Raw genomic sequence first — 25,642 nt, forward strand, 5'->3', positions numbered from 1 at the left:
GTGCCTCGCCGTTAAAGTCGTTTCCGATCACTGTTTTACAGGCCGTAAAAACCTTCATCCTTGTAACAGTTGTCAAAACTGTGTTGTAAGGCTGCGGGTTTGTTGTTATTTTTGGCACATTGTTATTCAAAATAATCTCTGGAGATCGTAGATATGGCAACTGCCAAGGGCAAAGCGAAGGTAAAAACTGCGGCAAAAAAGACGCCGGCAAAAAAAACGGCACGCAGGCCTGTCGCTGGCAAGTCAGTAGCTGAAACATCGGCGAGCTCAAAAGCAGAGCAGAGAGCGCGCGATAACGTGGCCAAGTTGCAGGCACGGGTCCAGCAGGAACAAAACGCACTTGCGGAAGCGCGGGCGAAGGTTAAGGCCGCAAGAGCGAAAGCTGACATTCGCGGAAAAAAAGCGGCATCGAATGCAGTTTCGCGTATCAATGCCAAAGTGGAAGTTTCACGCGGCAAGTTGAAGGAGGCGCGCGAACAGCTCAAGAATATGGTGGCCGAATCCCGGCTGGCATCCAAGCGCCTTGCAGCGCAGCAACGTGTGCTGCAGAAAAAAGCCGAACTGGCGGCGAAAGCCGAAGTGGATAAGGCCAGGGCACTTGCTCGGCATGCGAAGAAATGGTCCGGGCAACGTGCCAAGGCAGATGCAGCCAAAATCTCCCTGCTTGAAAAGAAAGTAATGGCGCAGGTTAAAGCGGCTGAAAAAAAGGCCGGGATCGCAGCGAAAAAAGCAGACAGCAAACTCAAGAGTCGCCGTAAGGCGGCTGCTTCGGCAAAGGCCGCGACCAGCGGCACCACTGCTGGAAAAACGATTGATCTTCCGCCAAAGGTAAAGGCGGCGCCTAAAAAGACAAAGACGAAAGCGGCTTCCAAAGCCAAAGCGGCTCCAAAGGGTAAAGCCGCTTCCAAAGCCAAAGCCACTCCCAAGTCCAAAGCTGCGCCCAAGGCGAAAGCTACTCCCAAAGCTAAAGCTGCACCTAAAGCTAAAGCTGCACCCAAAGCTAAAGCTGCACCCAAAGCTAAAGCTGCCCCCAAAGCTAAAGCTGCACCCAAAGCTAAAGCTGCACCCAAGGCCAAAGCTGCTGCTCCCAGCCCGAAAACCGAGCCGGAGAGTACTGCCACTGAATCCTGATCGGGGGCCAGGCAATCACAGCCCGCAATGGTTATACATTGCGGGTTTTTTTTTGGCTCAGCAATCAGGCTGTAGAGTGTTCAGGTTGCTGAAGGCGTCTGTCATATCGCTGAAGTCCACCGCTGCTGCTTGCAACGTTGCGTACCAGCCGCGCACGGAGCGGTGTCCCGAAACGAGGTAGTCCTCAAGGGAATGCAAACATTCGCTTTTCAGTAAAGCGTGCAGGTAATGGCGGTTGATCTGATCTTCGGCATAGCACACGGCAAGTGCGTTATCGGCACCCAGTGTTTCCATCAGTCGCGTGCCAAGCGTTGCCGGGACCAGTGGCGTATCGCAGGGAACAACAAGCAGGTAATCTCCCGGGGGTATCGCAGGTAGCGCGCGCAGTCCCGCGAGTGGTCCTACCGGTGGCCCGGGTTGGTCACTGATGACATGGTCGGCAAAGCTGCGATAAGTGCATTGGTTGCGGTTACAGCTAATGTAAAGCGTGTTCACCTGGGGTCGCAGGCTTTGTGCCACCCACTGTACCAGTGGTTTTCCACGCCATTCCAGCAGGCCCTTGTCACGACCACCAACACGACTGCCTGCTCCGCCGGCGAGTATCAGCCCATGAATATTGCCGGTCGTGGTCATGTCGATTCCGTAAATTTATCCAGTCGCGGTTCTTGGGGACGCCAAGCTGTGGGATAATCCCGCAGCGTTTGCACACCGGCACCCTCGTATGGCCTGGCCGGCAACAGTTCCACTTTCTCTGGTATCCGCCCCGATGACAAGTATTCTCGCAATCGACACCTCAACGGAAGCCTGTTCTGTTGCGCTGTACCGCGATGGCGAAGTCAGCGCATGTTATGAAGTGGTGCCGCGACGTCATAACCAACACTTACTGGCCATGCTGCAAAACCTGCTGCCGCGTGGCTCCCTGGCAAGTAGTGGTGTCGAGGCTGTCGCCTACGGCAGTGGTCCCGGTTCCTTTACTGGCTTGCGGATTGCCGCCAGTGCGGTACAGGGCCTGTGTTTTGCGGCAGCACTGCCGGCATTACCGATATCGACACTCGCCTGCCAGACATACACTGCACAACGCCTGGGGCTGGTGTACGAAGGCGATCTGGTACTGAGTACGCTTGACGCGCATATTGGCGAGCTCTACTGGGCGCTGTACGAAGTGGGGCGGGAAAGATTGCAAGAGCTCACGGTGGCTGCCGCTGCCCGGCCGGCGGATCTGGTATTGCCGGGTACCCGCAAGATGGTGGCCATCGGTTCCGGGTTGCGCTATCTCGATGCATTCAGCGTTGCCGTGCAGTCCCGGTTTGCCGCGCAGCATGGCGAGCTGCTGCCCGCGGCGAGAGACCTGCTGCCGCCCGCTTTGATGGCGTTGCGGGAAGGCAAGGTGCAGGCCGCGGAAGATGTCTGCCCGGTGTATGTTCGCGATGAAATCAGCTGGAAGAAACTGTCCGAGCAGGGGCCGCAACGATGATCGACACAACCCAGGCCCTTATACTCGCGGTACTGCAGGGACTGACGGAATTTCTACCGATCTCCAGTTCCGCGCACCTGGTCATTCCGTCGCTGTTGCTGGGCTGGGCAGACCAGGGCCTGGCCTTCGATGTGGCGGTTCACGTGGGCACGCTACTGGCAGTGGTGTTCTACTACCGACGTGATCTGTGGAAGATGACGGTGGGGTGCATCAATGCAGTAAATGGCGGCAGGATGAACGAGGATGCCCGGCTGGTATGGTATCTGGCAGTGGCTACAGTGCCGGTTTGCGTGGTGGGTTTTCTGGCCGATGACCTGATTGAAATGCATGCGCGTACCCTGCCATTGATTGCCACAACCACACTTGTGTTCGGGCTTCTGCTGGGATTGGCTGACCGGCGTGCGCGAGCAGGGAGTGCGCCGCGGTCACTGTCCCTGGCTGGTGCCGTGTTGATTGGCCTGGCCCAGGCCCTGGCGCCACTGCCGGGTGTCTCCCGCTCCGGCATCACCATTACCGCCGGGCTGCTGCTGGGACTGGACAGGGCTAACGCCGCACGCTTTGCATTCTTGTTGTCGATTCCGGTGATAGCGGGCGCCGGACTGTTGAAGGTTCTGCAACTGGCCGCTACTGGTGAGCCGGTAGACTGGCAGTTATTGGGCGGATCGGCACTGGTGTCTGCGGTAACCGCCTACGCCTGTATCAGCCTGTTTTTGCGTTTGCTGGAACGGGTTGGCCTGATGCCCTTTGTTTACTATCGTATCGCGCTCGCAGCGATACTGTACGGTTTATGGCTGGCCTGATGTCGCCGGCAACACATTGACGGAATCTGGAGTTTTTATGCGCTCGCAAGAGTTTAATCGTGATCTGCTGGCATTTCTTGCCGTCGCCACCACACCCTTTCATGCCGTGGCCGCCATGGTGGCTCGGCTGGAGGAGGCGGGATTTATCGGTTTGCCCGCGGACGGTGATTGGCAATTGCAGCCGGGGCAGCGTTATTACCTGACCCGTAATGGCAGTTCCCTGGTGGCCTTTGTCGCCGGTACTGAGGGCGAACCCGCTGCAGGAATGCGTATGGTGGGTGCCCACACCGACAGCCCCTGCCTGATGGTCAAGCCCTCGCCGGAGAAACAGCGGTCCGGGTATTTTCAATTGGGGGTTGAGGTGTATGGCGGTGCCCTGCTCAATCCGTGGTTCGATCGCGATCTCTCGCTGGCGGGGCGGGTAAGTTTTGCCGGCCCCGATGGCCGGTTACAAACAGCCCTGGTCGATTTTCGCAAGCCGCTGGCAATTGTTCCCAGTCTGGCGATTCACCTGGATCGCGAGGCAAACCAGAATCGTAAAATAAATCCACAGACAGATATTCTGCCGATCCTGGCACTGCAGGCGGGGCCTGAAATACCTGATTTTCGCGAGCTTCTGCGCCAGCGTCTGCTGGTGGAACACCCGCAGTCCACGGTACAGAAGGTGCTCGACTATGAGCTGGCATTCTACGATACCCAGGCGGCGGCGATGGTGGGTCTGCGGGAAGAATTTATCGCGTCCGCACGGCTGGATAACCTTCTCAGCTGCTTTACCGGTCTCCAGGCCCTGTTGCAGGCCGACGGTAAGCAAAGCTGTTTGCTGGTGTGCAATGATCACGAAGAGGTGGGTAGTCTCTCAACGTCGGGCGCACAGGGGCCGTTGCTACTGTCGACCCTGCGCCGCATTGCCGGTGACGAGAGTGGGCTGCTCAGCCTGGTCCAGCGTTCGATGATGATTTCCGCTGACAACGCCCACGGCATCCATCCAAATTATGCCGACCGCCACGATGATAACCACGGCCCCATACTGAATGCCGGTCCTGTCATCAAGATCAATGCCAACCAGCGCTACGCGACCAATGCTGAAACAGCTGGGCTGTACCGCTTGCTGGCGGCCGAGGAAGAGGTGCCGGTACAGACATTTGTCGTGCGTACCGATATGGCCTGTGGCAGTACCATCGGGCCGATTACCGCTGGCGGCACCGGTATTCGCACGCTTGATATCGGCGTGCCAACCTTTGCCATGCACTCCATTCGGGAACTGGCAGGCAGCGAGGACGCCTGTAATCTGGGCAGGGTGCTACGCCGGTTTTACAATTACCCCGGCTCGCTGACTCCCGCCTGATTTTCAATTAATAGCCACTCACAGGCAGACCCGCTAGAATTGCGGGCCGGCTACACAAACCAGGACAATCATGAACAAGCAGCGTGTTCTCACCGGCATCACCACTACCGGTACCCCCCATCTTGGCAACTATGTCGGTGCAATTCGCCCGGCTATCGAGGCCTCCCGCGCCGACGACACGGAATCATTCCTGTTTCTGGCGGACTACCACGCCCTGATCAAGTGCCAGGATCCGGCGATGGTTCGCCAATCCAGCAAGGAAATTGCCGCCACCTGGCTTGCCCTGGGCCTGGATACGGAGCGGGCAGTGTTTTATCGCCAGTCGGATGTTCCCGAGATTACCGAGCTTACCTGGATTCTGTGCTGCAACGCCGCCAAGGGCCTGATGAACCGTGCGCACGCCTATAAGGCCGCGGTGCAGGCCAACGAAGAGGCGGGCGAGGATCCCGATTTTGGTGTCACCATGGGATTGTTCAGTTATCCGGTACTCATGGCGGCGGATATCCTGCTGTTTGGCGCGCACCAGGTGCCGGTTGGCAGGGACCAGGTTCAGCACGTGGAAATGGCACGCGACATTGCCCAGCGCTTCAACCATAATTTTGCCGAACTGTTCACCCTGCCGTCTGCTGTGGTGGACGATAATGTCGCATTATTGCAGGGCCTTGACGGGCGCAAGATGAGCAAGAGCTACAACAACACGATCCCGTTATTCCTCCCTGAAAAACAGCTGCGCAAGAGTATCAACAAGATCAAGACCAATCTGCTGGAACCGGGTGAGCCTAAAAACCCTGACGATTCCACCGTATTCCAGATATGGGCCGCCTTTGCCAGTGCCGGTGAAACTGCGCGTATGCGTCGCGAATTTGAAGCCGGCATTGCCTGGGGCGAGGCCAAGAAGCAGTTGTTCGAACTGATCAATGATGAACTGTCGGCGCCGCGGGAGCGTTACCTGCAGTTGCTGGATGACCCGAGCCACATAGAGCAGGTGCTGCAGCGCGGTGCCGAGCGAGCCCGCAGCTACAGCATGCCGTTACTGAAACAGGTGCGTGAAGCTGTGGGCATAGCCCGTATGGACTAGCCCGTATGGACTAGCCCTGGCCCCATTGGTAACGCAGTTCAACGAATACGCTGCGTGGCTGGCCAACGAAGTAGCGGTATTCGCCAAAGCCGAAATCGGCGCGCTCGGCATAGTCTTCATCAAGTACGTTGGTCACCCGCAAGGTGGCGGCGAGCTGTTGTGTCAGCGCGCCGCTGACGCGCAGGTTGAGCAGGGAGTGGCCTTCGTATTCAAAGCGATTTTCCGGCTCCAGGTAATACTCGTCCATGTAGACCCACTCCAGTTCCGCTACCGTGGCATCGCCAAAGCGTTCGGCAAACTCCCAGCCCAGGCGAGCACTACCGAACATCCGGGGTGCGGTGTCCATATCGTTGCCTTCTATCGAATCGCTGACGCCACGGGGCAGGGCATCGTTGTCATAGCGATGGCGGGCAGCGGTCACATCCATGCGCGCGTACCACTGCCCGGCAGAGCGATAATCGATACTGGCCTCAAGCCCGTAGTGCTCTGTTTTGGCGCCGCTGACATTGCGGCGGTCGGCGTCCTGGAAAATGACCTCGTCCTTGTTCATGTAATAAGCGCTGAGGGTATAGTCCAGGCCCCAGTCGGTGTTGCCACGCAAGCCAGCTTCAAGGTTGTCGATCACCTCGGAATCCAGATTGGCCACGGACTGGCCGGACTGCAACCGGTACAGCTCGCTGGTATCGGGCGCCCGGAAGCCGTTGGCGGCGCGCACGTAAGCGTAGTGTCCGGGGGCCAGTAATCTGCTGGCGCCGATGTTGAGGGACCAGTCAGTAAAACTGTCAGTGCGATCAGCGACCCTGAAAAAACGACAGGCACTGGCGCTTGGAGCGCAGGCCGGGCCATCACTGGCACGATTATTATAGTCGTAGCGCGTGTGCTCCAGGCGCAGGCCACCATCCAGTGTCCAGCGCTCTCCCAGGTCAAGCCGCAGTTGGCTATAAAGTGCCCCTACCGTCGCCTCCACTTCATAATCATAATGCACACCTGCAGGCTGGTTCGGGCTGAAAGGCTCGCTCTGGACTTCCCTGAGCCAGCCATCAGTGTACTCAAGGTCGGCTCCCGTCACCCAGCTCAGGCTGTCACCGTCGCTGTGAATCGCCGCGCGCAGCCCCAGGGATTCGTGGCCATTGGTCTCCACCGGTTGCCATGGGAAAAAGTGTTGCAGGAATTCCATCCGGTTGCGACGCAGGTAAGGGGTGAGGGTGAGGCGCTTGCCAGCGCCCAGCTCGCGACTGGCCTCGCTGTAGGCGCGTACTGACCAGGCGTCCCGGTAGGCCTCGGGATTGGGGTTGCTGCGCTTGAGCTCATCATCTGCGTAGGCCTTGAATCCCTGGATAAACCCGGCTGTCTCCTGTTCCAGGTTGCTGGCATCCAGGACACTTTGCAGGCTCCAGATATCACCAGTGTAATCGTGACGCAAGGTCAGTTTCTGCTGGTCGTAACCGGAATCATCCTGGTAGCCGCCGTCGCTGCTGGCATTGGCGCGCAGGCTGATACCGTGAGCGCCTTCGCTGTCACTGTAGCGGTACTTGCCCCGGTAATAGTCATCAGGGCCGGCTTCCAGCGCCAGCTGATGGCCGGCTCCGGCGACGGGTGCCGCCGTGAGAACATTGATGACACCGTGCATGGCATTGGAGCCATAGGTTGCACCGGCTGGTCCCTTGATCACCTCAAGGCGTCCCGCTTGCTCGATGTTGGCATCAAACAGTTGGTTGACGTTGCAAAAACCCGGCGCACGCAGGCTGATCCCATCCAGTGCCATGAAAAACGAGCCGCAGCCGCCGGCGCCGGTCAATACCGGTGAACGCAGCGCGGTAAGGCTTTCCTGCCCGTTGCCGCGACTGATCCAGGCACCGGGTACCCGCTGCATTATTTCGTTGGGGTGGGTATGCCCGGTTAACGCCAGGGTATCTTCGCCGACCGCGGACCATGCCAGGGGGAGGCGGGCTGCATCTTCACTGGTCCGCTTGGCGCTGACCAGCACTTGTTCCAGTTCGGCGGTTACCGTATGGGCGCTGCCCAGTGCCAGCAGGAGGCCTGTGGCAAGTGTGATGTTGTGCTTCATAAAATTATCCGGCGGCAATGACATTGGGGTTGGTTTTTGTGGCGCTGGGCTGGTCCCGGTTGCGAACCGCATCGGCGATACGCTGCAGTGGTATCCTCAGCATCTCGCGCAATTCCTCATCGGCATCGCCGGCGGCCAGTGCCTGCTCCATGCACCATAACCACTGGTCCCGTTCCTCGGGGCCGATGTGGAAAGGCGCATGGGCTTCGGTCAGGCAGACACTGCCGTATTTCTCGGCGTAGCGGGGCGGGCCGCCCATCCAGCCGGTCAGGTATTCAGCGAGTTTTTCAGTAACCGGGCCCAGGTCCGCCGCATGCATGGCGCGTAATTCCCGGACTTCCGCCCGGGTATCCATGATCCGGTAGAAATCTTCACACAGGCGCTGGATGCCGCTTTCGCCGAGGATTTGAAAAGGTGTGTTGGGTGTCGTCATAGTCTGTACGTTCTTTGCTGGAAACCTGGTAGAAGTATACCTGTCCGGGGCCCCGTTTTCCTGCCGGGGCGGGTGATTATCTAAACCTGTAAACCACGTGGCGTTGCTGTTGGTGACCTTTTTTCATAGTAAATCCGTCATCGATATGCCTACGCCCAGGCGATTGCCATGCTGGTTATAATCAATAAGGCTTTCACCATAACCGTTGAAATACTGTACATAACCCTTGAAGCGCCGGTTGATCGGGAAGCTCCACTCCAGCTCAACTGCCCCCCGATTGTCGCGTTGCAGGTTATTGCGCAGCTTGACCGCGAACTCGTGTTCGCGCCACTTCCAGATACCCTTGATGTCACCGTAACCGTAGTAATCATCAATGTCGGGGTTGTCGTCATCGTTGCTGCTTTCGGGAATACGATACCAGCTGCGCACGATAAGACTCATGCGCTCGCGTTCCAGTACGGCGGCGGCTACTATCCGGTTCCAGCTGCGGGACAGGTCGCCGCCCTGGCCGTTGGACTGATGGTTGAGGCTCAGGCTGACAACCGTATTGGTAAAGCCCCGAAAGCGCCAGTCATTGTCGAAAGCCAGCGTCAGTTCCGGCTGATAATTTGTTTCCCGAAATGGCGATGATGACTTATAAACCTGCCACCAGTTTTCCTGGGTATAGGCAACCCACAGGTTGCTGCCGGCCCCGAGTATGTCCTCCTTGAGCAGGGTTTTAAGGCTGATCTGGAATTTAGTCTCAACTCTGCGCGCGCTGCTGCTGTTTGGTTGCTTCAGGTCCCACGCATCCTGGTTGATGCCGGTAGCGTATGTCAGGGGGAGCAGGTAGTTGCGTTCGTGGGGGGTGATGACCCAGGCGTTGCCGGTGATCGCGGCTTCCTCTGCCAGGCGTTTGCCGAACAGCAATTCATCTATCTCCGGAGCAATGGTAATTGCGGAGTCGATGGCAGGGCCCGCTTTTTCTTCGGCCCGTACCACGTTTTCCGCCACGGCATCGAAACAGGCGAGACGCGCGCCATCGTCAGTTATGCCGGTACACTCCAGGAGACTGTTTGCGGTGGCACCGGGCGCGGCGACCAGTAGCGTGCACCACAGCAGGGCAAGGGTGAGTATTCTGGCGATCATCCGGGAATATCCGTTCCGTTGGGGGGCAGTCGTATGAGTGACGGCGGCATTGCCGCTATACAGTGTAGCCGGTCAGGCACCGTATTGCAGATGCCTGGCGCTGCCCATTCTGTTAGAATTTGTGGCGTTGGGCCGATGCGTTTTTTCGCGGCTGCATAATAACGTTTGTGCGCCGATAATACAGGGATCTTGAATGAATTTTGCAAGCAGAGTGCTGGCGGCCAATAACGATCTGCCGATCCGCACTGGTGCTCCGGTGCACTCCGGCAAGGTGCGCTCGGTTTACTGGCTTGATAGCGCCGACAGTGCCCGCCTGATTGCCGAGCGAGGCTACGCCGTGGCCGCGGATGCGCCCCTGGCCGTTATGGTCATCAGTGACCGCATCTCTGCGTTTGAATGTATCTGGCACGGCGAGGGCGGTATGCACGGTGTGCCGGGTAAGGGTGCGGCCCTGAACGCCATCTCCAACCACTGGTTTCGGTTGTTTCGGGAGCAGGGACTGGCCGATAGCCATATCCTGGAAATTCCGCACCCGTTGGTCTGGATCGTGCAAAAAGCCCGTCCGATAATGATTGAGGCCATTGCCCGGCAATATATCACTGGTTCCATGTGGCGCGCTTACGCCAGGGGTGAACGGGAATTTTGTGGCATCCGTATCCCGGACGGCCTCAGCCGGGACCAGAAACTGCCCGAACTGATAATAACGCCTTCCACCAAAGGTATCCTGGAGGGCATCCCGGGGGTGCCCGCCCAGGATGATGTGAATATCACCCGTAACGACCTGCTGGCCCATTACAAAGCGTTCAACTTTCGCGCACCGGAAGACGTGAATCGTTACGAGACGCTGCTGCGTGAGGGCTTTGAAGTGATCAGCCGCGAGCTGGCCGGAGTTGACCAGATATTTGTGGATACCAAATTCGAATTCGGTTACGTGACCGATGTCGCGGGCGATGAGCAGCTGATCTATATGGACGAAGTGGGCACACCAGACTCTTCGCGAATCTGGGATGGTGCCGCCTATCGCGAGGGGCAGGTGGTGGAAAACTCGAAAGAAGGTTTTCGCCAGTTGCTGTTGAATCACTTCCCCGACCCCGATATTTTGCTGAATAAGGATCGCATGGTCGAGCGCCTGGCCCTGGCCCGCAATACGGTACTGCCGGCGTCAGTGTTGATGGCAGTAGCGGATACCTATGTCGGCCTGGCGGAGAAAATTATCGGCCAGCCGCTGCATCTCCCCGAAGACCCGCGCCAGGAAATTATTGACATACTCGATACCGGTTTCGGGTTGATCAGCTGATGTTTTCCCTGCCTGCGTGCTGAACGATCCGGTTTTTTACCTGGTCAGCATTCCGGCGGTGATGCTCTACGGTATTGCCAAGGGTGGCTTTGGTGGGGCTATCGCAATGATGTCGGTGCCGCTGATGTCTCTGGTGATGTCACCGACCCAGGCCGCGGCCATTCTGCTGCCTATCCTCGTAGTGATGGACGGGTTTGCGATAAAAACCTACTGGGGTGTGTTTGACCGCCGGGCGCTGGTGTTGCTGCTGCCGGGCGCGCTGGTTGGCATCGCGCTTGGCTACCTGACCGCTGGCGCGGTCAATGAAAGCTATATGCGAATCCTGATCGGGGCTATGGCATTGTTATTCGGGCTGCAGCGGCTATTGGGTTCCAGTGCGGGTGCGGGCACTGAGCATCGCCTCCTGCCGGCGGGGTTCTTTGGTACCCTGGCCGGTTTTACCAGTTTCAGTATCCACGCGGGTGGCCCGCCGTTCACCCTGTATTTACTGCCCAAGGGGTTGCCCCCGCTGCTGTTCGCGGGCACCGCGGTGGTTTTTTTTGCGGTAGTGAACGTGGTGAAACTGGTGCCATATTATGCCCTGGGCCAGTTTAATACTACCAACCTGCTTTACTCCCTGGTCCTGGTGCCACTTGCCCCGGTGGGCGTAAAGCTGGGCCACTACCTGGTCAAGCGCTCTAACCCCGAAATCTATTACGGCGTCATCAGCTTTTTCCTCGTGATACTGGGCTTGCGCCTGCTGTGGAACGGAGTCAGCACATTATTGGGTTGAGCCGCGGCTGCGGCAATGCGGGGTTTTTTGATGATACCCGAACGGGTATCATGCAGGAGAACGCCGACACAGGTAGAACAATAATGAAAACACGTATTGTACGTAGTGGTTTGCTGTTTGCGGGCCTGATACTGGCCGCTGCAGTGCAGGCCGCAGAACGTCCCAATATTTTGGTAATCTGGGGTGATGACATCGGTATCTGGAACCTTAGCCGGTACAGCCTCGGGCAGATGGGTTACCAGACCCCGAACATCGACCGTATCGCCAATGAAGGCATGCTTTTCACGGATTATTACGGAGAGCAGAGCTGTACGGCAGGGCGTTCGGCCTTTATTACCGGGCAGCACCCCATTCGTACCGGCCTTACCAAGGTTGGCGTACCCGGCGCCGAAACTGGCCTGCAGCCCGAAGATCCGACGTTGGCCGAGTTGTTGAAGCCACACGGCTACATGAGCGGCCAGTTTGGCAAGAATCACCTGGGTGACCGCGATGAATTCCTGCCGACCAACCATGGCTTTGACGAGTTCTTTGGCAATCTTTATCACCTGAATGCGGAAGAAGTGCCGGAGGACGTGGATTACCCAAAAAACCCGCAATTTCACCAGCGCTTCGGTCCCCGTGGTGTGATCTACAGCCGCGCTGATGGCGGTATAGAGGACAGCGGCCCGCTCACCCGTAAACGCATGGAAACCATCGACGAGGAATTCCTGTCGGCATCACTGGATTTTATCGACCGGGCCCACGCGCAGGACAAGCCGTTTTTTGTCTGGTTCAACAGCACGCGAATGCATTATTACACCCACGTTAAAGATGAGAACCTCGGCATCAGTGGCCAGGGCTTTTATAACGATGGCATGGTAGAGCACGATGGCCATGTGGGCACCCTGCTGGCGAAACTGGACCAGCTGGGCATCGCGGACAACACCATTGTTTTTTACTCAACCGATAATGGCCCGCATTTCAATCAATGGCCCGATGCGGCAATCACTCCTTATCGCGGGGAGAAGAACACCAACTGGGAAGGCGGCTACAGGGTGCCTGCGATGGTGCGCTGGCCCGGTAAAATCAGTGCGGGCAGCATCAGCAACACCATCATGTCGCACCTGGACTGGGTGCCTACGCTGATGTCCGCAGTGGGTGAGGACGCCATCAAAGAGGAACTGAAAGAAGGCAAGCGTGTCGGCGACAAGACCTTCAGGGTCCACCTCGACGGCTACAATTTCCTGCCTTACCTGACGGGTCAATCGGATGCCGGCCCGCGGCGGGAATTCTTTTACTTCAGTGATGATGGCCTGCTCACGGGCACCCGGGTCGGCGACTGGAAACTGGTGTATGCCGAGCAGCGCTCCAAACGGTTCGATGTCTGGCGGGACCCGTTTGTCCAGCTCAGGATTCCCAAGGTATTCAACCTGCGGCGCGATCCTTTTGAGCGCGCCGACACCGACTCCAACAGTTATAATGTCTGGTGGGACCGGAAGATCGGTTGGGCAGGCATGCTGGGGGCAGCGGCGGTTACACAGTTTGTCGAGTCGCTGCACCAGTTTCCGCCCCGCCAGCGGCCGGCGTCGTTTACCATAGACCAGATCATGGACACCATTCAGGAACAGTAAGCAAGGAACAGTAGCGTTGAAAACAATCACTGTAACGCCCAGGCTATCGGTAGCCGGGCAAATCGATGTGGCCGATGTGGCCGATATTGCCGCCGCCGGTTTTCGCATTCTGGTGAACAATCGCCCGGATGGTGAAGCGGCGGGCCAGCCGGCCTCGTCGGCCATTGCCGCCGCCGCCCGTGAGTCTGGGCTGGAATATATAGAATACCCCGTGGGACCAACAGACTTTCCCGGGCCGGATCCGGTTCACTATGGTGAAATGCTCGATAATGCGAGTGGCCCGGTGCTGGCGTTTTGCCGTTCCGGTACCCGCTCCATCAGTCTTTGGGTCGCCACCCGGCCCCGCGAGGAATTACCTGAGGCCCTGGAACGGGCGCGATCCCTGGGATTTGATCTGTCGGGCCTTGGCCGCAGCCTGATGGCGCGAGATCTTTGACCATACCATTGTGGGACTTGCCCACCCGGAGTTTTCACTGGTCCCTGGTATTGCTGGTGCCGTTGGCGTGGTGGACAGCTGAAGAGGGCCAGATGGAGCGCCACGAGTGGATTGGCTACACGGTTATCCTGCTGGTGGTGTTCCGTATCCTGTGGGGCTTTGTGGGCAGTCGGCATTCGCGCTTCAGGGACTTCCTGCGCGGCCCCCGCAACACCCTGGCGTACCTGCGTGGCGACACGGCGCCATTTCCGGGTCACAACCCCCTTGGGGGGTTGTCCATTCTCGCGTTACTGGCATTACTCTTATTGCAGGCCGGCAGTGGGCTCTTCAACAGTGATGACGTGTTGTTCAACGGTCCGCTGTATCACCTGGTCGATAGTTCATTCCGCGATACGATGGGCGTGGTGCACGAATGGGCTTTTAACGGTTTGCTGGGCCTTATCGCGATACACCTGGCCGCCGTCGCCTGGTATCAATGGGGGCGGCGCAAAAAGTATGTGCAGGCAATGATCAGGGGGCATGCCGAGGGGAGAGAGGGCATGTCACCCCCGGTACCGCGGTGGCGGGCAGTGATGCTGGTTGCTGCGCTGGCCTTGCTGCTGTGGGGACTGCTTAGCCTGGTGCCGCCGCCTCCACGCATGTGGTAGGGAAATGCCCGGGCATTAAACCGGGCGGGCACCGCTGTCGTAAAACCCGGCGCGACGCCCCAGAGGAGCGATCAATACAGGTAATCTTTCGACTTGTATTCATCGTGGCAGGCTTTGCAGGTCTTGCCAACGGCGCCTACCTGTTGTGCTATTGCGTCTTTCTCGCCACTCATTACCGCGGCGGTAAGATCGTCAGCGGCGGCCTTCAGGTCGCCGAATTTTTCCCGGAAATCTTCCTTGTTTTCCCATATGGCCGGCTCGGCGCGGGTGGTGCCGCGTTCCGATCCCTCGGGAAATCCGCGCATGATGTTCAGCGATGTCACTGCCTGGAAATCGCTGGCAAACCCTTCCAGCTGTTCCTGGTTCCAGGGCATTTCGCCCTTGACCATGGCTCCCATGGGGCCGAAGTTGGAGGCCAGCAAAGCAAAGTAGGACTGGCGATAGGACTGGTGAAATTCCTTGTCATCCAGGTGCGAAAGCGCCAGTGGGGACAAGGCCAGTGCGGCGGCTGAAACGAGGGCGAGGGCGTGCTTGCGAGTGGGCATGGTGGATGAACTCCTGCAGCGTATTGTTGGCCATTTTTGTGAAGGCTGGATCCTCAGTCATGCTAACGGGTGCGTAGCTGTTTTGGCAAGTAATGCCCGGCTTGAGGCGTTATCAAGCGGGCTGCAGGCTACAGTTGCCAATCAGGCGCCCGCTGGTTAGCCTAGAGGCTCACCCAGCCAACCGGAACCGCCCATGCGCCTGTCCTGCCGAAATCCCGTCCGCAACCTGTTGTTGTGCCTTGCAATTATCGCCTTCCCCGCACGTGCCGAGGATCTCAGTGCCCTGGTTACGGCCGATTATGAGCGTCACCTCGGTGACCTGTTTCTTCACTTCCACCAGAATCCTGAACTGTCGGGCATGGAGCACGCCACTGCTGCCCGCTTGGCGCAAGAATTGCGCAGCGCGGGTTTCGAGGTTAGCGAAGGCGTGGGGGGTACCGGTATCGTCGCGCTGATGGAAAATGGTCCCGGGCCGCTGGTGATGATGCGCGCCGATATGGACGGCCTGCCGGTGGAAGAAAAATCCGGCCTGCCTTATGCCTCCCGGGCAAAACAGGTGGATGAGTCGGGCCAGGAGGTCTTCGTGATGCATGCCTGTGGTCACGATGTCCATATTACCAGCCTGGTGGGTACGGCGCGGCTGATGGCTGCCCAGCGCGACCAGTGGTCCGGCACCCTGATGCTGATTGGCCAGCCGGCAGAGGAGCGCATTGTCGGCGCGCGAACCATGATGGAAGACAATATATGGGAGCGTTTCGGGCAGCCGGATTATGCCCTGGCCTTTCATGTGGCGGCGCAGTTGCCTGCCGGTCGCCTTGGGGTAACGGAGGACTCACCTTATTCGGGCGCTGATACCGTGGACATTATTGTGCACGGTATTGGCGCTCACGGTGCCAGCCCGCACCAGGGCGTAGACCCTGTGGTGCTGGGTAGCCAGATTGTGCTGGCGCTACAGACAGTGGTGTCCCGCGAGTTGCCGCCCCGGGATGCCGGTGTGATCACGGTGGGCGCGTTCAATGCCGGCAGCAAACACAACATTATCTCCGATCGCGCGCACCTGCAGCTTACCGTGCGCAACGACGACCTGGAAACCAGGAACCTGTTGCTGGCGGGTATCAAGCGTATCGCCGAGAACATGGGCCGGGTGGCCGGCCTGCCGGAGGACAAATTGCCGGAGGTGATTGTCGCCGAACGCGAGTCGGTACCGCCGACCATCAATGATGCGCCCCTGACCCGGCAACTGCGTGAAACCTGGGGTGCCCACTTTGGCGAGCAGGTCTTCCAGGATGGCAAGCGCAAGGGGATGGGCGCGGAGGACTTTGGCTTCTTTACCACCGACCCCTACATTCCCAGCACCTATTTCGCGGTTGGCGGCACCCCGCCCGAGCATTTCGCCCGCGAGGCCGCTGGTGGCGAGCCCGTGCCGTCGCACCATTCACCCCTTTTCAAGATAACGCCTGAGCCGGCGATTACCCTGGGTGTTGAGGCGACCGTGGTTGCATTGAAGAGCCTGTTGCAGGCACCCGGCACGCAATAAAGCCTCACTCGCCTGATCCGCAGGGGGAACCGACCAATTTTTTGAACCTGCTGCGGGTAACGCAGCGTGGCTCTGCGGAAAACGTCCCTGGCTACGCTACCATGTGTGCTTGATGTAATGAGGTGATACATGAGCACGCAGCAGTGGGATTACAGTTACGACGTCGTCGTGGTCGGTTCGGGCAATGGCGGTCTTACGGCAGCGTTGTGCAGTTATGAAATGGGTGCCCGGGATGTACTGGTGGTGGAAAAATCGGATCTCTACGGGGGTACCAGTTCAATCTCCGGTGGCGGTGTCTGGATTCCCGGCAACCGCTACGCCCGCGCAGCGGGTGCCGAGGACTCCGTCGAAAAAGCCCGGACCTATTTGCGGCAGCTGATCACCGAAGAGGAAGTCCCGGACTATCAATTGGACGCCTTTCTTGAAAACGGCCCGAAAATGGTGGACTTCCTTCACCAGCGAACCCGGGTGCGCTATGTCACGCTCGAGCACTATCCGGACTACTACACCAACCTTGAGGGGGCTATGGAAGGCCACCGTTCAATGGAACCCGAAACCTTTGCCGCCAGCGAGCTGGGCAGCGAGTGGCAACGCCTGCGTCGAACCCACCCGATGATGCACCTGGGTGGCAGAATTGGTTTTACCCAGGTTGAGGCGGCCCTGCTGATCGGCCAACAGCCCGGCTGGTGGAAAACGGCGGTCAAGCTGGTAGCCGATTACCTGCTGGATATTCCCTGGCGGTTGCGGGACAAGTACCACCGTCGCCTGGCAACCGGTTGTGCCGGTGTCGCTCGCCTGCGTGCCTCCATGCAGGACCGCGACATACCCCTGTGGCTGAATACGCCAATGAAGCGAATAATCGACGAAGAGGGCGTGGTGCTGGGTATTGAAGTGGTGCGCAATGGCGAGACCCTGCGTATCCAGGCCCGTAAGGGCGTTGTATTGGCGGCTGGTGGCTTCGAGCATAACCAGGCCATGCGTGAGCAGTACCTGCCCAGGCCCACTGACCACCGCTGGAGTGCCGGTACCCTGGACAACACCGGCGATGCGATTCTGGAAGGCCAGCGTCTGGGCGCGAAAATGCACCTGATGGATGGTGCCTGGTGGTGTAATACCATTTCAGTGCCGGGAGAGGAGATTCCGCGCCTGAGTATCATGGAAAAGTCCTACCCGGGTTCAATTGTGGTAAACCCGGCGGGAGAGCGCTTTGGCAACGAGTCGCAAAACTACATGGCGTTCCAGCTGGAAACCTTTGAGAAGCACACAGAGGAAAATCCCTGCATCCCCAGCTGGCAGATATTTGATGCCAATTTTCGCGCCAATTATTTTGTCGGCCCACTTTATACCAGCGCATTTCGCCCGGACTGGGCGATCCCCGCGCGCTATGAGCAGGAAGGTTTTTTTGCCAAAGCCGACACTATTACCGAACTGGCGAGTAAAATAGATGTTGACCCCCAGGGCCTGGCCACATCCGTCGCCAAAATGAATGAATACGCCGTTACCGGGACCGATCTGGATTTTCACCGTGGCGACTCTGCTTACGATCGCTACTACGGTGATCCGCGGGTGAGTCCCAACCCCTGCCTGGCGCCCATCGATAAACCGCCTTATTACGCCATGCGCGTAGACCCGGGTGACTTCGGTACCCAGGGCGGCATGGTGTGCAACGCCGACGCCCAGGTGCTGCGTGAAGACGGCTCGGTGATCCAGGGCCTGTATGCCATTGGCAACTGCAGTGCCCCCACCTTGCCCTGTTATCCGGGTCCCGGCTCAACGCTCGGCCCCGCGATGACCTTCGCCTACCAGGCCGCCAAGGCGATCACCGGCTACCGGGAACCCGACGCGCCCTAGGTGGTGGTCGGCTGGCCCGGGCACAATTTCAGGCGGGACTGCCGTGGCTGGCCACCAGGGTCTCCAGTAGCGTCTCCACTACCCGGCTCGGCGGTGGCGACTGGCGTACAATGGCACTGAACTGGCAGACATACTGGAAAATGTCCGGCCGCAATGGTTGCAGGCGCTGCTCGCCGACAAAACCGGCGGCGTAATGCTGGGGCAGGTAGCCTATATAACGACCCGACAGAATCAGGTGAGCTACGGCTTCCTGGTCCCAGGCGGTGGCGTCGCGTTGCTGGCCGCGCTGGCGGGTAATTTCCATATTCGGCGAGTGATAGCCGATGCCGACATACTTGCAGGCCTGGATGTCGCTGCTGGCGGGTTGCCCCGGGGCGCTGCCAAACAGGGCGTGCCCCGCGGCACAGTACAAATACATCTGCTCGTCGAACAGTCGGTAATAACGGAGGCTGCTCGAGGGGCGATGGTCCGGGATAACCCCCAGGTGGAAACGCCCCTCCATTACCCCGCGCTCAATGGCGTTGATGGGTTCCACGTGCATCTGCAGGTGCACCCCGGGCGCAACGTGGTCAAATGCCGCCAGGGCGCGGTCGATATGGCAGGCCGGATTGGAGGCGGTCTTGTCGAAGATGGCGATGGCCAGTGAGCCGGTAAGGCGCTGGTTGATATCATTTACTTCGTGCTGGAAGTCCTCCATGGCCGCCATGACTTTTTGCGTGCTGCCGTACAGCTGGGCGCCCTCGCCGGTGAGCGCAAAGCCACCGCGACCGCGACGACAGAGGGTAAAGCCCAGGCGCGTCTCCAGATCCTTGATATGGCGGGAGATAGTAGAGCGATTGATATTCAGCTCCAGTTCGGCGGCGGCAAAACCACCACAGGCGACAACCGCTCGAAAAACCCGCAACAGTCGCAGGTCATTGTCAGTAACGTTACCCAGCAGGGCTTTGCGCGACATGGATCACCTCCTTAATGTTTCATGATAGTGAATGTTAGTGGTGATAGATAATGATTTATGCACTTAAAGACCGGGTCTAGAATGCTCGCCACACACACTGGAAACAACTGCGATGACCACTATGCCTGCCAGCCGGAAATTGACCCGGGAACAGCTCGAGGCCCACTGGATGCCTTATACCGGCAACCGGCAGTTCAAGCGCGACCCGCGGATGATCGTGGCCGCCGACGGTGTTCATTTCATTGATGACAACGGGCGCCGGGTTCTCGATGGCCTGTCCGGGCTGTGGTGCTGTGGCGCCGGCCATAACCGACCGGAAATCGCGGATGCGGTGCATCGCCAGTTACAGACCCTGGACTATGCGCCGGCCTTCCAGTATGGGCATCCGCTGTCCTTTGAGCTGGCCAACCGGATCAAGGCCCTGACCCCGGAGGGACTGGATTATGTATTCTTCACCAATTCCGGCTCCGAGTGCGCGGATACCGCCCTGAAAATGGCACGGGCCTACTGGCGGTTGAAGGGGCAGCCCGGCAAGACCCGGCTGATCGGACGCGCCAAGGGGTACCACGGTGTTAATTTCGGGGGCATTTCGGTCGGTGGTATCGGTGCCAACCGGAAGCTGTTCGGGCAAGGGGTAGACGCCGACCATCTGGCCCATACCCTGTTGCCACAGAATGTATTTGCCCGGGGCATGCCGCACCAGGGCTGGCAGCTTGCGGATGAGTTGCTGGAGATGATCGCGCTGCACGATGCCAGCAATATTGCCGCGGTTATTGTCGAGCCCATGGCGGGTTCTGCAGGTGTCATTCCACCGCCGGCGGGTTACCTGCAGCGCCTGCGTGATATCTGTACGACCAACAACATCCTGTTGATCTTTGATGAGGTGATCACGGCCTTCGGTCGCTGCGGTGCCATGACCGGCGCCGATGCGTTTGGGGTGGTTCCCGATATCATGAATGTGGCCAAGCAATTGACCAATGGTGCGGTGCCGATGGGGGCCGTGGTTGCGAGGGCGGATATTTATCAGACGTTTATGGATCAGGGAGGGCCGGACTACATGCTGGAGTTCCCCCACGGGTATACCTATTCCGCGCATCCGGTCGCCTGTGCCGCGGGCATTGCCGCCCTGGATATCCTGGAGCAGGAGCAATTGCCGGCGCGGGTCGCGTCCCTGGCACCGTATTTTGAGGATGCCCTTCATCAGTTACGCGGTTTTCCCCATGTAGTGGATATTCGCAACTTCGGTTTTGCCGGTGCCCTGCAGCTGGAGCCTTTTACCGGCGAACCCGCACGCCGGCCCTATGAGGTGGCGATGCGCATGTGGGAGAAAGGCTTCTATGTTCGCTACGGCGGCGACACCATCCAGCTGGGGCTGCCTTTCGTGATCGAAAAGAGCGAAATCGACAGCCTGCTCACCGCACTGGGAGAATCTCTGCAAGAGCTGGCCTAACCGGGTGCAGGAACTGGCATAATAGGGGCCTCTGATTCAAGGCTCCTGAATGTTGTCGGCATCCGCTTTTCCAGACCTGTTCCTCACCGCACTCTCGGTCAGCGTACCCACGTTTGGCTGGGTGGTGCTGGGTATGGTTTTGCGCCGCGCGGGCGTATTGTCGCCAGGGTTCATTGACGCGGTATCGCGTATTGCCTTTAACGTCGGTTTACCACTGATGCTGTTCATCAGCGCCGCCGGTATCGACTTCTCGGGCCTGGGCGGGGCCACTTATCTGCTGGCCGGTGCCATAGCCACAGTAATAACCCTGGCGGCGAGCTGGGCTTACGGCCGCTGGCGTAATTTCCCGCGGCCCGCACTGGGTGTGTTTGTCCAGGCCGCCTTCCGCTCCAATCTTGCCATTATCGGCTTTGCCTTGTGCCACGCGGCCTACGGTGAGCAGGGCCTGATGCTGGCAGCGCTGCCGGTAGCGCTGATGACAGCGTTGTACAATGTGCTGGCGGTGTGGGTATTGCAGGTAACCCATGGCGGTAGCCGGTCGTTGCTGGGTATAGTGCGGGGCATTATCGTGAACCCGTTGCTTATCGGTATTTTTGCCGGGGTCTGTGTGGCCGTATCAGGTCTGCCACTGCCTGCGGTATCAGCCGATATCGGTTGGGGGTTGTCGCAATTTTTCCTGCCCGTGATGCTGGCCTGTATCGGCGGGGCGATGCGCCTCAATATTGTGTACACGGCGGGGGCTGTTACCTGGGAGGCTACTGCCTGGCGTTTGTGCGTTGCACCAGTGCTGGGAATGCTGGTCGCGGTCGCCATGGGCATTGACGGCGCGCAACTGGGAGTACTGTTTTTATTGTTAAGCTCGCCGGTCGCGGCTGCGAGCTTCGTGATGGTGGTCGCAGCACGGGGAGACGGTACCCTGGCGGCCAACATCATTGTACTCACTACGCTCTTATCCATCGTGACCGTGACCCTGGGTTTTGCCGCACTGGTGCTGGCAGGGCTGGCCGCGGTGCCGGTGTGACACAGGCAATCCGCAAGACAACGACAGTTTTGGCAAGGAGGTATTGGCGGTGACAACAGGCGCAAGACCACTGGACGGTGTGCGGGTTATCGAGTTGGGACAATTGCTGGCAGGACCTTTCACCGCAACCATTCTGGGCTATTTCGGCGCGGAAGTGATCAAGGTTGAGCCACCGGGCGGTGACCCTGTCCGGGGCTGGCGCATAATCCGCGATGGCACGTCACTATGGTACCGGAGCCTGGGTCGCAATAAAAAGAGCGTTACCCTCGACCTGAAAAGCGAGCGCGGCCGGGAACTGGTGCTGCAACTGCTGGATACGGCCGATGTGCTGGTGGAGAACTTTCGCCCCGGGGCGATGGAGGCCTGGGGCCTGGGTCCGGAGGTGGTGAAAGCCCGCAATCCCGGGTTGGTATACGCACGAATTTCCGGTTACGGCCAGACCGGCCCCTATGCGAACAAGCCCGGCTACGCTTCGGTGACCGAGGGCTTTGGCGGCTTCCGCTATATCAATGGTGAGCCCGGCCACGCCCCGGTGCGTCCGAATATCAGCCTCGGGGATACGGTGGCGGGACTGCACGCAGCGCTGGGTATCGCGCTGGCGCTGCTGCAGCGCGACAAGGCCGGCGGGGAGGGGCAAGTGGTGGATGTCGCGTTGTACGAGTCCATATTCAACCTGATGGAGGGGATTGTGCCGGAATATGATGGTGCCGGTATCATCCGGGAACCCTCCGGCACCACCGTGACCGGTATTGTGCCCACCAATACCTACCACTGTGACGATGGCAAGTACGTGGTGATTGGCGGCAATGGCGATTCCATCTTCAAGCGGCTGATGACGGCCGCCGGGCGCTCGGACATGGCGGCCGACCCGGCGCTGGCGGACAATGCCGGCCGGGTGCAGCACGAACATGAAATAGACAAGGCGCTGACCCTCTGGTGTGGCCGGCATTCCTCCGTCCATATCATCAGCGTTCTGGAGGAGGCGGGAGTGCCGGTTGGGCCGATTTACAGTGTGGCGGATATGCTGCAGGATCCACAATACCAGGCCAGGGGCATGTTCGAGCAGGTGGAAATTGACGGCAAGCCACTGAAGATACCGGCGATTATGCCGCGCCTGGAATCAACGCCCGGGCGCACCGACTGGCCGGGCTCCAGCCTTGGCAGCCACAATCAGGAGATCCTGCAGGGGCTGCTAGGGCTCGGGGATGATGACCTGCAGGCGCTGGCGGCCGACGGCGTGATTTGCCCCGGCCAGGCGTAGCCTGTTAGTTGTCCCGAGCCTCGCCGGGACTGCGAAAGACCAAAGTGCCATCGTCCAGCGGTGCGCCGGGCAGGGTTTGTTTATCCACGCCATAGTCCTGGGAATTCAGCCACGGTTGCCGGTCGCCCTGCTTCGGCAGCAGGTGCATTACCCGCTCCAGGTAGCCGGGGCTGAAGCTTTCTATCCACGGCCGCGCCGGCATGTTTTGATCCCCGGCACGCAATTGTGGTGTGACCTGTTCGGCACCGATGCTGTCCATATGGTTCAGCAGCCGGCAGGCGAAACGGGCGATCAGGTCCGAGCGCAGGGTCCAGGACGCATTGATGTAACCGAAGGTGTTCACCAGGTTGGGTACCCCGGAATACATCATTCCGCGCCAGGTCCAGGTCTGGTCAAAATTCACCGGCTCGCCATCGACTTCAAAGCGGCTGCCGCCCAGTAATGAGACATCCAGCCCGGTGGCGGTCACGATAATATCGGCTTCCAGCTCGGCCCCGGATTGCAGCCGGATGCCACTGGGAGTAAAGGCGGCTATATGATCGGTTACTACCTGTGCCTTGCCCGATCTCAGCGCCTGGTATAAATCACCGTTGGGCACCAGGCAAAGGCGCTGGTCCCAGGGGTCGTACGCCGGGGTGAAGTGGCGATCAACGTCAAAATCCGGGCCCAGCTCCTTGCGCAGCATGCTCAGCAGGCGTCGCTTGACCCGCTCCGGATGCCGCCGTGTCTGGCGATAGAACCATTGCTGGAGGCGGGTGTTTTTCCAGCGCGTGAGCGAATAGGCCACTCGTGCCGGCAACACCCTGCGCAGGGCATTGGCAAGCCGATCCCGATCGGGCCGCGAAATGACCCAGGTAGGCGAGCGCTGTAGCATGGTCACTTGCGCGGCACTCGCTGCCAGTGCCGGCACCAGGGTCATCGCGGTGGCACCCGACCCGATAACAACCACCTTCTTGCCGGCGTAATCGAGGTCCTGCGGCCAGTGCTGTGGATGCACAACCGGCCCCTGAAACAGGGCCTGGTCGGGGAATACCGGTTCGTTACCATGCTCGTAATTGTAATAACCGGTACACATCAGCAGGAGCTGGCAGTCGAATTCTGTCGATGCCCGCGTGCCCTGCGGTTGTTTGTCCTTGGCTACCTCGACATCCAGTGTCCAGCGTGCCTCGGTCGAAGAGAATCGGGCGGCCTGTAACCGGTGCCCGTAACGGATGTTCTGTTCAATACCATGTTCGCGGGCAGTATCACGGATGTAGTTGAGAATGGATTCCCCATCGGCAATTGCCTTCGCGTCCTGCCAGGGCTTGAAATCGTAACCCAGTGTATGCATGTCACTGTCCGAGCGAATACCCGGATAGCGAAACAGGTCCCAGGTACCGCCCATGGCATCGCGGCTTTCCAGCAGTGCAATGCTTTTACCGGGGCAGAGCTCGCGCAGGTGCACGGCTGCGCCTATCCCGGTGAGGCCCGCGCCCACAATGATGACGTCGAAATACTGTTGCATATTCAAGGGTTACCTTGTTGCGATGGCTCAGGCGCGACCGAGTATGGAACGTGCCACCAGTTCGCGCATGATCTCCGAAGATCCTCCATAGATGCGCTGGACCCTGGCATCCGTGTAGAAGCGTGAGATGGGATATTCCACGGTATAGCCGTAGCCGCCGAACAGCTGCAGGCATTCATCCACCGTGGCGCACTGCATTTCACAGGAGGCCAGCTTGAGCATGGCGGCCTTGTCCGCGGTGAGCTCGCCGCGGCTGTACTCATCGGCACACTGTTCATACAGCGCACGGTTGAGTGCTATCTCGGTGCGCACGTCGGCCAGTTTGAAGCGGGTGTTCTGGAAGCTGGCAATCGCCTGGCCGAAGGCTTTGCGCTCGAGCACATAGGCAACCGTGATATCCAGTGCGCCCTCGGTGGCGGCCACGGCCTGGGCGGCAATGCCCAGACGCTCTCGCGGCAGCTCTTCCATCATGATCATGAAGCCCTTGTTTTCCTGGCCCAGCAGCGCGTTGGCCGGCAGCCGCATGTCCTGGAAAAACAGCAGTGCCGTATCCGACGCATGCTGGCCGATTTTCTCGATTTTCTTGCCGCGCTCAAAGCCGGGCAGGGAGGTATCCACGAGGAACAATGACGTGCCCTTGGCGCCCTTGCCCGGGTCGGTAATGGCGGCAACGATGACCAGGTCGGCATGCATGCCGTTGGTGATGAAGATCTTGGAACCGTTCAGTACCCACTCGTCGCCGTCGCGGGTCGCGTTGGTGCGAATGCCCTGGACATCGGAGCCGGCGCCGGGCTCCGTCATGGCGAGTGCACCGACGGCATCACCGGTCACCATCCTGGGCAGCCACTGTTGCTTTTGCTCGTCGGTACCGTGACGGGACAGGTAGGGGGCCACGATGTTGGAGTGAATGCCAAAACCCGATGCGAAACCGCCAAAGCCCATGCGCGAGAGTTCCTCAATCAGCATCAGGGTCACCTGGGGCGAGGTGCCCGCACCGCCATAGGTTTCATCCACGTCGGCGCAGAGCAGGCCCGCGCTGCCGAGCGTGCGCCACAATTCGCGGGGCACCATATGGTCCTCTTCCCACTGCTCATAATGGGGCGAGATTTCCTGTTCGAAAGCGCGCCGTGCCATGTCCCGAAACAGGGTCAGTTCTTCGTTATCCATCAGGTAAACTCCATAATAGGTGGCGGCGGCCGCGGCCGACGATTGGTGCAGGTGAGTGGGCAGGGCACAATGATAACCCTTAGGGGTGGTGGTTCACCACACAGGCGGTGCTACACTTACGCCTTTCGATCA

Annotated in this window: 23 protein-coding genes; 15 read left to right on the forward strand and 8 right to left on the reverse strand. The window is 59.2% G+C overall.

Translation table 11 applies throughout. The features are described 5' to 3' along the window. The first annotated feature begins 153 nt into the window (after positions 1 to 153). Positions 154 to 1,131: a hypothetical protein gene (locus tag CWI75_RS07055; RefSeq protein ID WP_101520769.1), complete on the forward strand. Its 978-nt coding sequence runs from the start codon at positions 154 to 156 to the stop codon at positions 1,129 to 1,131. Positions 1,132 to 1,188: 57 nt separating this feature from the next. Here the strand turns inward: CWI75_RS07055 and mobA are convergent, their stop codons facing one another. After that, positions 1,189 to 1,764, reverse strand: coding sequence for a molybdenum cofactor guanylyltransferase MobA (gene mobA, locus CWI75_RS07060; RefSeq protein ID WP_101520770.1), 576 nt, complete (start codon positions 1,762 to 1,764; stop codon positions 1,189 to 1,191). 133 nt (positions 1,765 to 1,897) lie between these two features. Here mobA and tsaB point away from each other — a divergent pair, with 133 nt between their 5' ends. From tsaB to CWI75_RS07080, 4 genes are all read left to right on the forward strand, one after another. Continuing rightward, entirely contained in the window at positions 1,898 to 2,605 is a 708-nt protein-coding gene (gene tsaB, locus CWI75_RS07065) for a tRNA (adenosine(37)-N6)-threonylcarbamoyltransferase complex dimerization subunit type 1 TsaB (protein WP_162300013.1), read from the forward strand. Further along, positions 2,605 to 3,405: an undecaprenyl-diphosphate phosphatase gene (locus CWI75_RS07070; RefSeq protein ID WP_101521011.1), complete on the forward strand. Its 801-nt coding sequence runs from the start codon at positions 2,605 to 2,607 to the stop codon at positions 3,403 to 3,405. The genes tsaB and CWI75_RS07070 overlap by 1 nt, the downstream gene beginning before the upstream one ends. 37 nt (positions 3,406 to 3,442) lie before the next feature. Further along, positions 3,443 to 4,750: a M18 family aminopeptidase gene (locus tag CWI75_RS07075; RefSeq protein ID WP_101520772.1), complete on the forward strand. Its 1,308-nt coding sequence runs from the start codon at positions 3,443 to 3,445 to the stop codon at positions 4,748 to 4,750. A 70-nt stretch (positions 4,751 to 4,820) separates the two neighbouring features. Further along, positions 4,821 to 5,828 (forward strand): tryptophan--tRNA ligase, encoded by a 1,008-nt coding sequence (locus CWI75_RS07080; protein WP_101520773.1) that lies wholly within the window; start codon positions 4,821 to 4,823, stop codon positions 5,826 to 5,828. A gap of 10 nt (positions 5,829 to 5,838) precedes the next feature. On the opposite strand, the gene CWI75_RS07085 is transcribed toward CWI75_RS07080, so the two are convergent. From CWI75_RS07085 to CWI75_RS07095, 3 genes are all read right to left on the reverse strand, one after another. Then, positions 5,839 to 7,896 (reverse strand): TonB-dependent receptor, encoded by a 2,058-nt coding sequence (locus tag CWI75_RS07085; protein ID WP_101520774.1) that lies wholly within the window; start codon positions 7,894 to 7,896, stop codon positions 5,839 to 5,841. A 4-nt stretch (positions 7,897 to 7,900) separates the two neighbouring features. Continuing rightward, complete coding sequence (locus CWI75_RS07090; protein WP_101520775.1) at positions 7,901 to 8,329, reverse strand: group II truncated hemoglobin; 429 nt, start codon at positions 8,327 to 8,329, stop codon at positions 7,901 to 7,903. A 123-nt stretch (positions 8,330 to 8,452) separates the two neighbouring features. Continuing rightward, positions 8,453 to 9,457 (reverse strand): phospholipase A, encoded by a 1,005-nt coding sequence (locus CWI75_RS07095; protein WP_101520776.1) that lies wholly within the window; start codon positions 9,455 to 9,457, stop codon positions 8,453 to 8,455. 193 nt (positions 9,458 to 9,650) lie between these two features. Here CWI75_RS07095 and CWI75_RS07100 point away from each other — a divergent pair, with 193 nt between their 5' ends. From CWI75_RS07100 to CWI75_RS07120, 5 genes are all read left to right on the forward strand, one after another. Further along, positions 9,651 to 10,754, forward strand: a complete 1,104-nt coding sequence (locus CWI75_RS07100; RefSeq protein WP_101520777.1) for a phosphoribosylaminoimidazolesuccinocarboxamide synthase — start codon at positions 9,651 to 9,653, stop codon at positions 10,752 to 10,754. 16 nt (positions 10,755 to 10,770) lie between these two features. Further along, entirely contained in the window at positions 10,771 to 11,526 is a 756-nt protein-coding gene (locus CWI75_RS07105; RefSeq protein WP_206604660.1) for a sulfite exporter TauE/SafE family protein, read from the forward strand. An 83-nt stretch (positions 11,527 to 11,609) separates the two neighbouring features. Further along, positions 11,610 to 13,136 carry an arylsulfatase gene (locus CWI75_RS07110; protein ID WP_101521013.1) on the forward strand — a complete coding sequence of 509 codons (1,527 nt, stop codon included), beginning with the start codon at positions 11,610 to 11,612 and terminating at the stop codon, positions 13,134 to 13,136. A gap of 16 nt (positions 13,137 to 13,152) precedes the next feature. Further along, the gene (locus CWI75_RS07115; RefSeq protein ID WP_101520778.1) at positions 13,153 to 13,572 is read left to right on the forward strand and encodes a protein tyrosine phosphatase family protein; all 420 of its coding nucleotides are present in this window, start codon (positions 13,153 to 13,155) and stop codon (positions 13,570 to 13,572) included. Further along, positions 13,569 to 14,219 carry a cytochrome b/b6 domain-containing protein gene (locus CWI75_RS07120; RefSeq protein WP_101520779.1) on the forward strand — a complete coding sequence of 217 codons (651 nt, stop codon included), beginning with the start codon at positions 13,569 to 13,571 and terminating at the stop codon, positions 14,217 to 14,219. Before CWI75_RS07115 ends, CWI75_RS07120 begins: the two co-directional genes overlap by 4 nt. Before the next feature lie 71 nt (positions 14,220 to 14,290). On the opposite strand, the gene CWI75_RS07125 is transcribed toward CWI75_RS07120, so the two are convergent. Further along, a complete protein-coding gene (locus CWI75_RS07125; RefSeq protein ID WP_101520780.1) occupies positions 14,291 to 14,764 on the reverse strand; it encodes a c-type cytochrome in 474 nt (157 codons plus the stop codon). 193 nt (positions 14,765 to 14,957) lie between these two features. Between CWI75_RS07125 and CWI75_RS07130 the strand changes: the two genes are divergently transcribed. Continuing rightward, positions 14,958 to 16,301 carry an amidohydrolase gene (locus CWI75_RS07130; protein ID WP_101520781.1) on the forward strand — a complete coding sequence of 448 codons (1,344 nt, stop codon included), beginning with the start codon at positions 14,958 to 14,960 and terminating at the stop codon, positions 16,299 to 16,301. Positions 16,302 to 16,430: 129 nt separating this feature from the next. Then, the gene (locus CWI75_RS07135; RefSeq protein WP_101520782.1) at positions 16,431 to 18,152 is read left to right on the forward strand and encodes an FAD-dependent oxidoreductase; all 1,722 of its coding nucleotides are present in this window, start codon (positions 16,431 to 16,433) and stop codon (positions 18,150 to 18,152) included. Positions 18,153 to 18,180: 28 nt separating this feature from the next. Here the strand turns inward: CWI75_RS07135 and CWI75_RS07140 are convergent, their stop codons facing one another. Continuing rightward, positions 18,181 to 19,107: a LysR family transcriptional regulator gene (locus CWI75_RS07140; protein WP_101520783.1), complete on the reverse strand. Its 927-nt coding sequence runs from the start codon at positions 19,105 to 19,107 to the stop codon at positions 18,181 to 18,183. 112 nt (positions 19,108 to 19,219) lie between these two features. On the opposite strand from CWI75_RS07140, the gene aptA reads away from it, so the two are divergent. The 3 genes from aptA to CWI75_RS07155 are packed head-to-tail and all read left to right on the forward strand — an operon-like array spanning position 19,220 to position 22,839. Continuing rightward, positions 19,220 to 20,557, forward strand: a complete 1,338-nt coding sequence (aptA, locus tag CWI75_RS07145) for an omega-aminotransferase AptA (RefSeq protein WP_101520784.1) — start codon at positions 19,220 to 19,222, stop codon at positions 20,555 to 20,557. A 49-nt stretch (positions 20,558 to 20,606) separates the two neighbouring features. Beyond that, positions 20,607 to 21,578: an AEC family transporter gene (locus CWI75_RS07150; protein WP_101520785.1), complete on the forward strand. Its 972-nt coding sequence runs from the start codon at positions 20,607 to 20,609 to the stop codon at positions 21,576 to 21,578. A 49-nt stretch (positions 21,579 to 21,627) separates the two neighbouring features. Beyond that, positions 21,628 to 22,839, forward strand: a complete 1,212-nt coding sequence (locus CWI75_RS07155; protein ID WP_101520786.1) for a CaiB/BaiF CoA transferase family protein — start codon at positions 21,628 to 21,630, stop codon at positions 22,837 to 22,839. 4 nt (positions 22,840 to 22,843) lie between these two features. Here CWI75_RS07155 and CWI75_RS07160 read toward each other — a convergent pair whose 3' ends face one another. Together CWI75_RS07160 and CWI75_RS07165 are read right to left on the reverse strand one after the other, a co-directional pair. Beyond that, entirely contained in the window at positions 22,844 to 24,343 is a 1,500-nt protein-coding gene (locus tag CWI75_RS07160) for a flavin-containing monooxygenase (RefSeq protein ID WP_101520787.1), read from the reverse strand. Positions 24,344 to 24,370: 27 nt separating this feature from the next. After that, on the reverse strand, positions 24,371 to 25,510 hold the full coding sequence (locus CWI75_RS07165; RefSeq protein WP_101520788.1) for an acyl-CoA dehydrogenase family protein: 1,140 nt from the start codon (positions 25,508 to 25,510) through the stop codon (positions 24,371 to 24,373). Positions 25,511 to 25,642: the final 132 nt, after the last annotated feature.

The organism is Kineobactrum sediminis (assembly GCF_002868715.1).
Taxonomy (GTDB): domain Bacteria; phylum Pseudomonadota; class Gammaproteobacteria; order Pseudomonadales; family Halieaceae; genus Kineobactrum; species Kineobactrum sediminis.

Excerpts from the sequence above, each read along its gene's own strand:
- CWI75_RS07075 (WP_101520772.1), top strand. The coding sequence starts at position 3,443 with ATGCGCTCGCAAGAGTTTAATCGTGATCTGCTGGCATTTCTTGCCGTC.
- CWI75_RS07055 (WP_101520769.1), top strand. The coding sequence starts at position 154 with ATGGCAACTGCCAAGGGCAAAGCGAAGGTAAAAACTGCGGCAAAAAAG.
- CWI75_RS07085 (WP_101520774.1), bottom strand. The coding sequence starts at position 7,896 with ATGAAGCACAACATCACACTTGCCACAGGCCTCCTGCTGGCACTGGGC.
- CWI75_RS07135 (WP_101520782.1), top strand. The coding sequence starts at position 16,431 with ATGAGCACGCAGCAGTGGGATTACAGTTACGACGTCGTCGTGGTCGGT.
- CWI75_RS07090 (WP_101520775.1), bottom strand. The coding sequence starts at position 8,329 with ATGACGACACCCAACACACCTTTTCAAATCCTCGGCGAAAGCGGCATC.
- CWI75_RS07130 (WP_101520781.1), top strand. The coding sequence starts at position 14,958 with ATGCGCCTGTCCTGCCGAAATCCCGTCCGCAACCTGTTGTTGTGCCTT.
- CWI75_RS07100 (WP_101520777.1), top strand. The coding sequence starts at position 9,651 with ATGAATTTTGCAAGCAGAGTGCTGGCGGCCAATAACGATCTGCCGATC.
- tsaB (WP_162300013.1), top strand. The coding sequence starts at position 1,898 with ATGACAAGTATTCTCGCAATCGACACCTCAACGGAAGCCTGTTCTGTT.
- CWI75_RS07140 (WP_101520783.1), bottom strand. The coding sequence starts at position 19,107 with ATGTCGCGCAAAGCCCTGCTGGGTAACGTTACTGACAATGACCTGCGA.
- CWI75_RS07165 (WP_101520788.1), bottom strand. The coding sequence starts at position 25,510 with ATGGATAACGAAGAACTGACCCTGTTTCGGGACATGGCACGGCGCGCT.
- CWI75_RS07080 (WP_101520773.1), top strand. The coding sequence starts at position 4,821 with ATGAACAAGCAGCGTGTTCTCACCGGCATCACCACTACCGGTACCCCC.
- CWI75_RS07125 (WP_101520780.1), bottom strand. The coding sequence starts at position 14,764 with ATGCCCACTCGCAAGCACGCCCTCGCCCTCGTTTCAGCCGCCGCACTG.
- CWI75_RS07095 (WP_101520776.1), bottom strand. The coding sequence starts at position 9,457 with ATGATCGCCAGAATACTCACCCTTGCCCTGCTGTGGTGCACGCTACTG.
- CWI75_RS07150 (WP_101520785.1), top strand. The coding sequence starts at position 20,607 with ATGTTGTCGGCATCCGCTTTTCCAGACCTGTTCCTCACCGCACTCTCG.
- CWI75_RS07110 (WP_101521013.1), top strand. The coding sequence starts at position 11,610 with ATGAAAACACGTATTGTACGTAGTGGTTTGCTGTTTGCGGGCCTGATA.
- aptA (WP_101520784.1), top strand. The coding sequence starts at position 19,220 with ATGACCACTATGCCTGCCAGCCGGAAATTGACCCGGGAACAGCTCGAG.
- CWI75_RS07160 (WP_101520787.1), bottom strand. The coding sequence starts at position 24,343 with ATGCAACAGTATTTCGACGTCATCATTGTGGGCGCGGGCCTCACCGGG.
- mobA (WP_101520770.1), bottom strand. The coding sequence starts at position 1,764 with ATGACCACGACCGGCAATATTCATGGGCTGATACTCGCCGGCGGAGCA.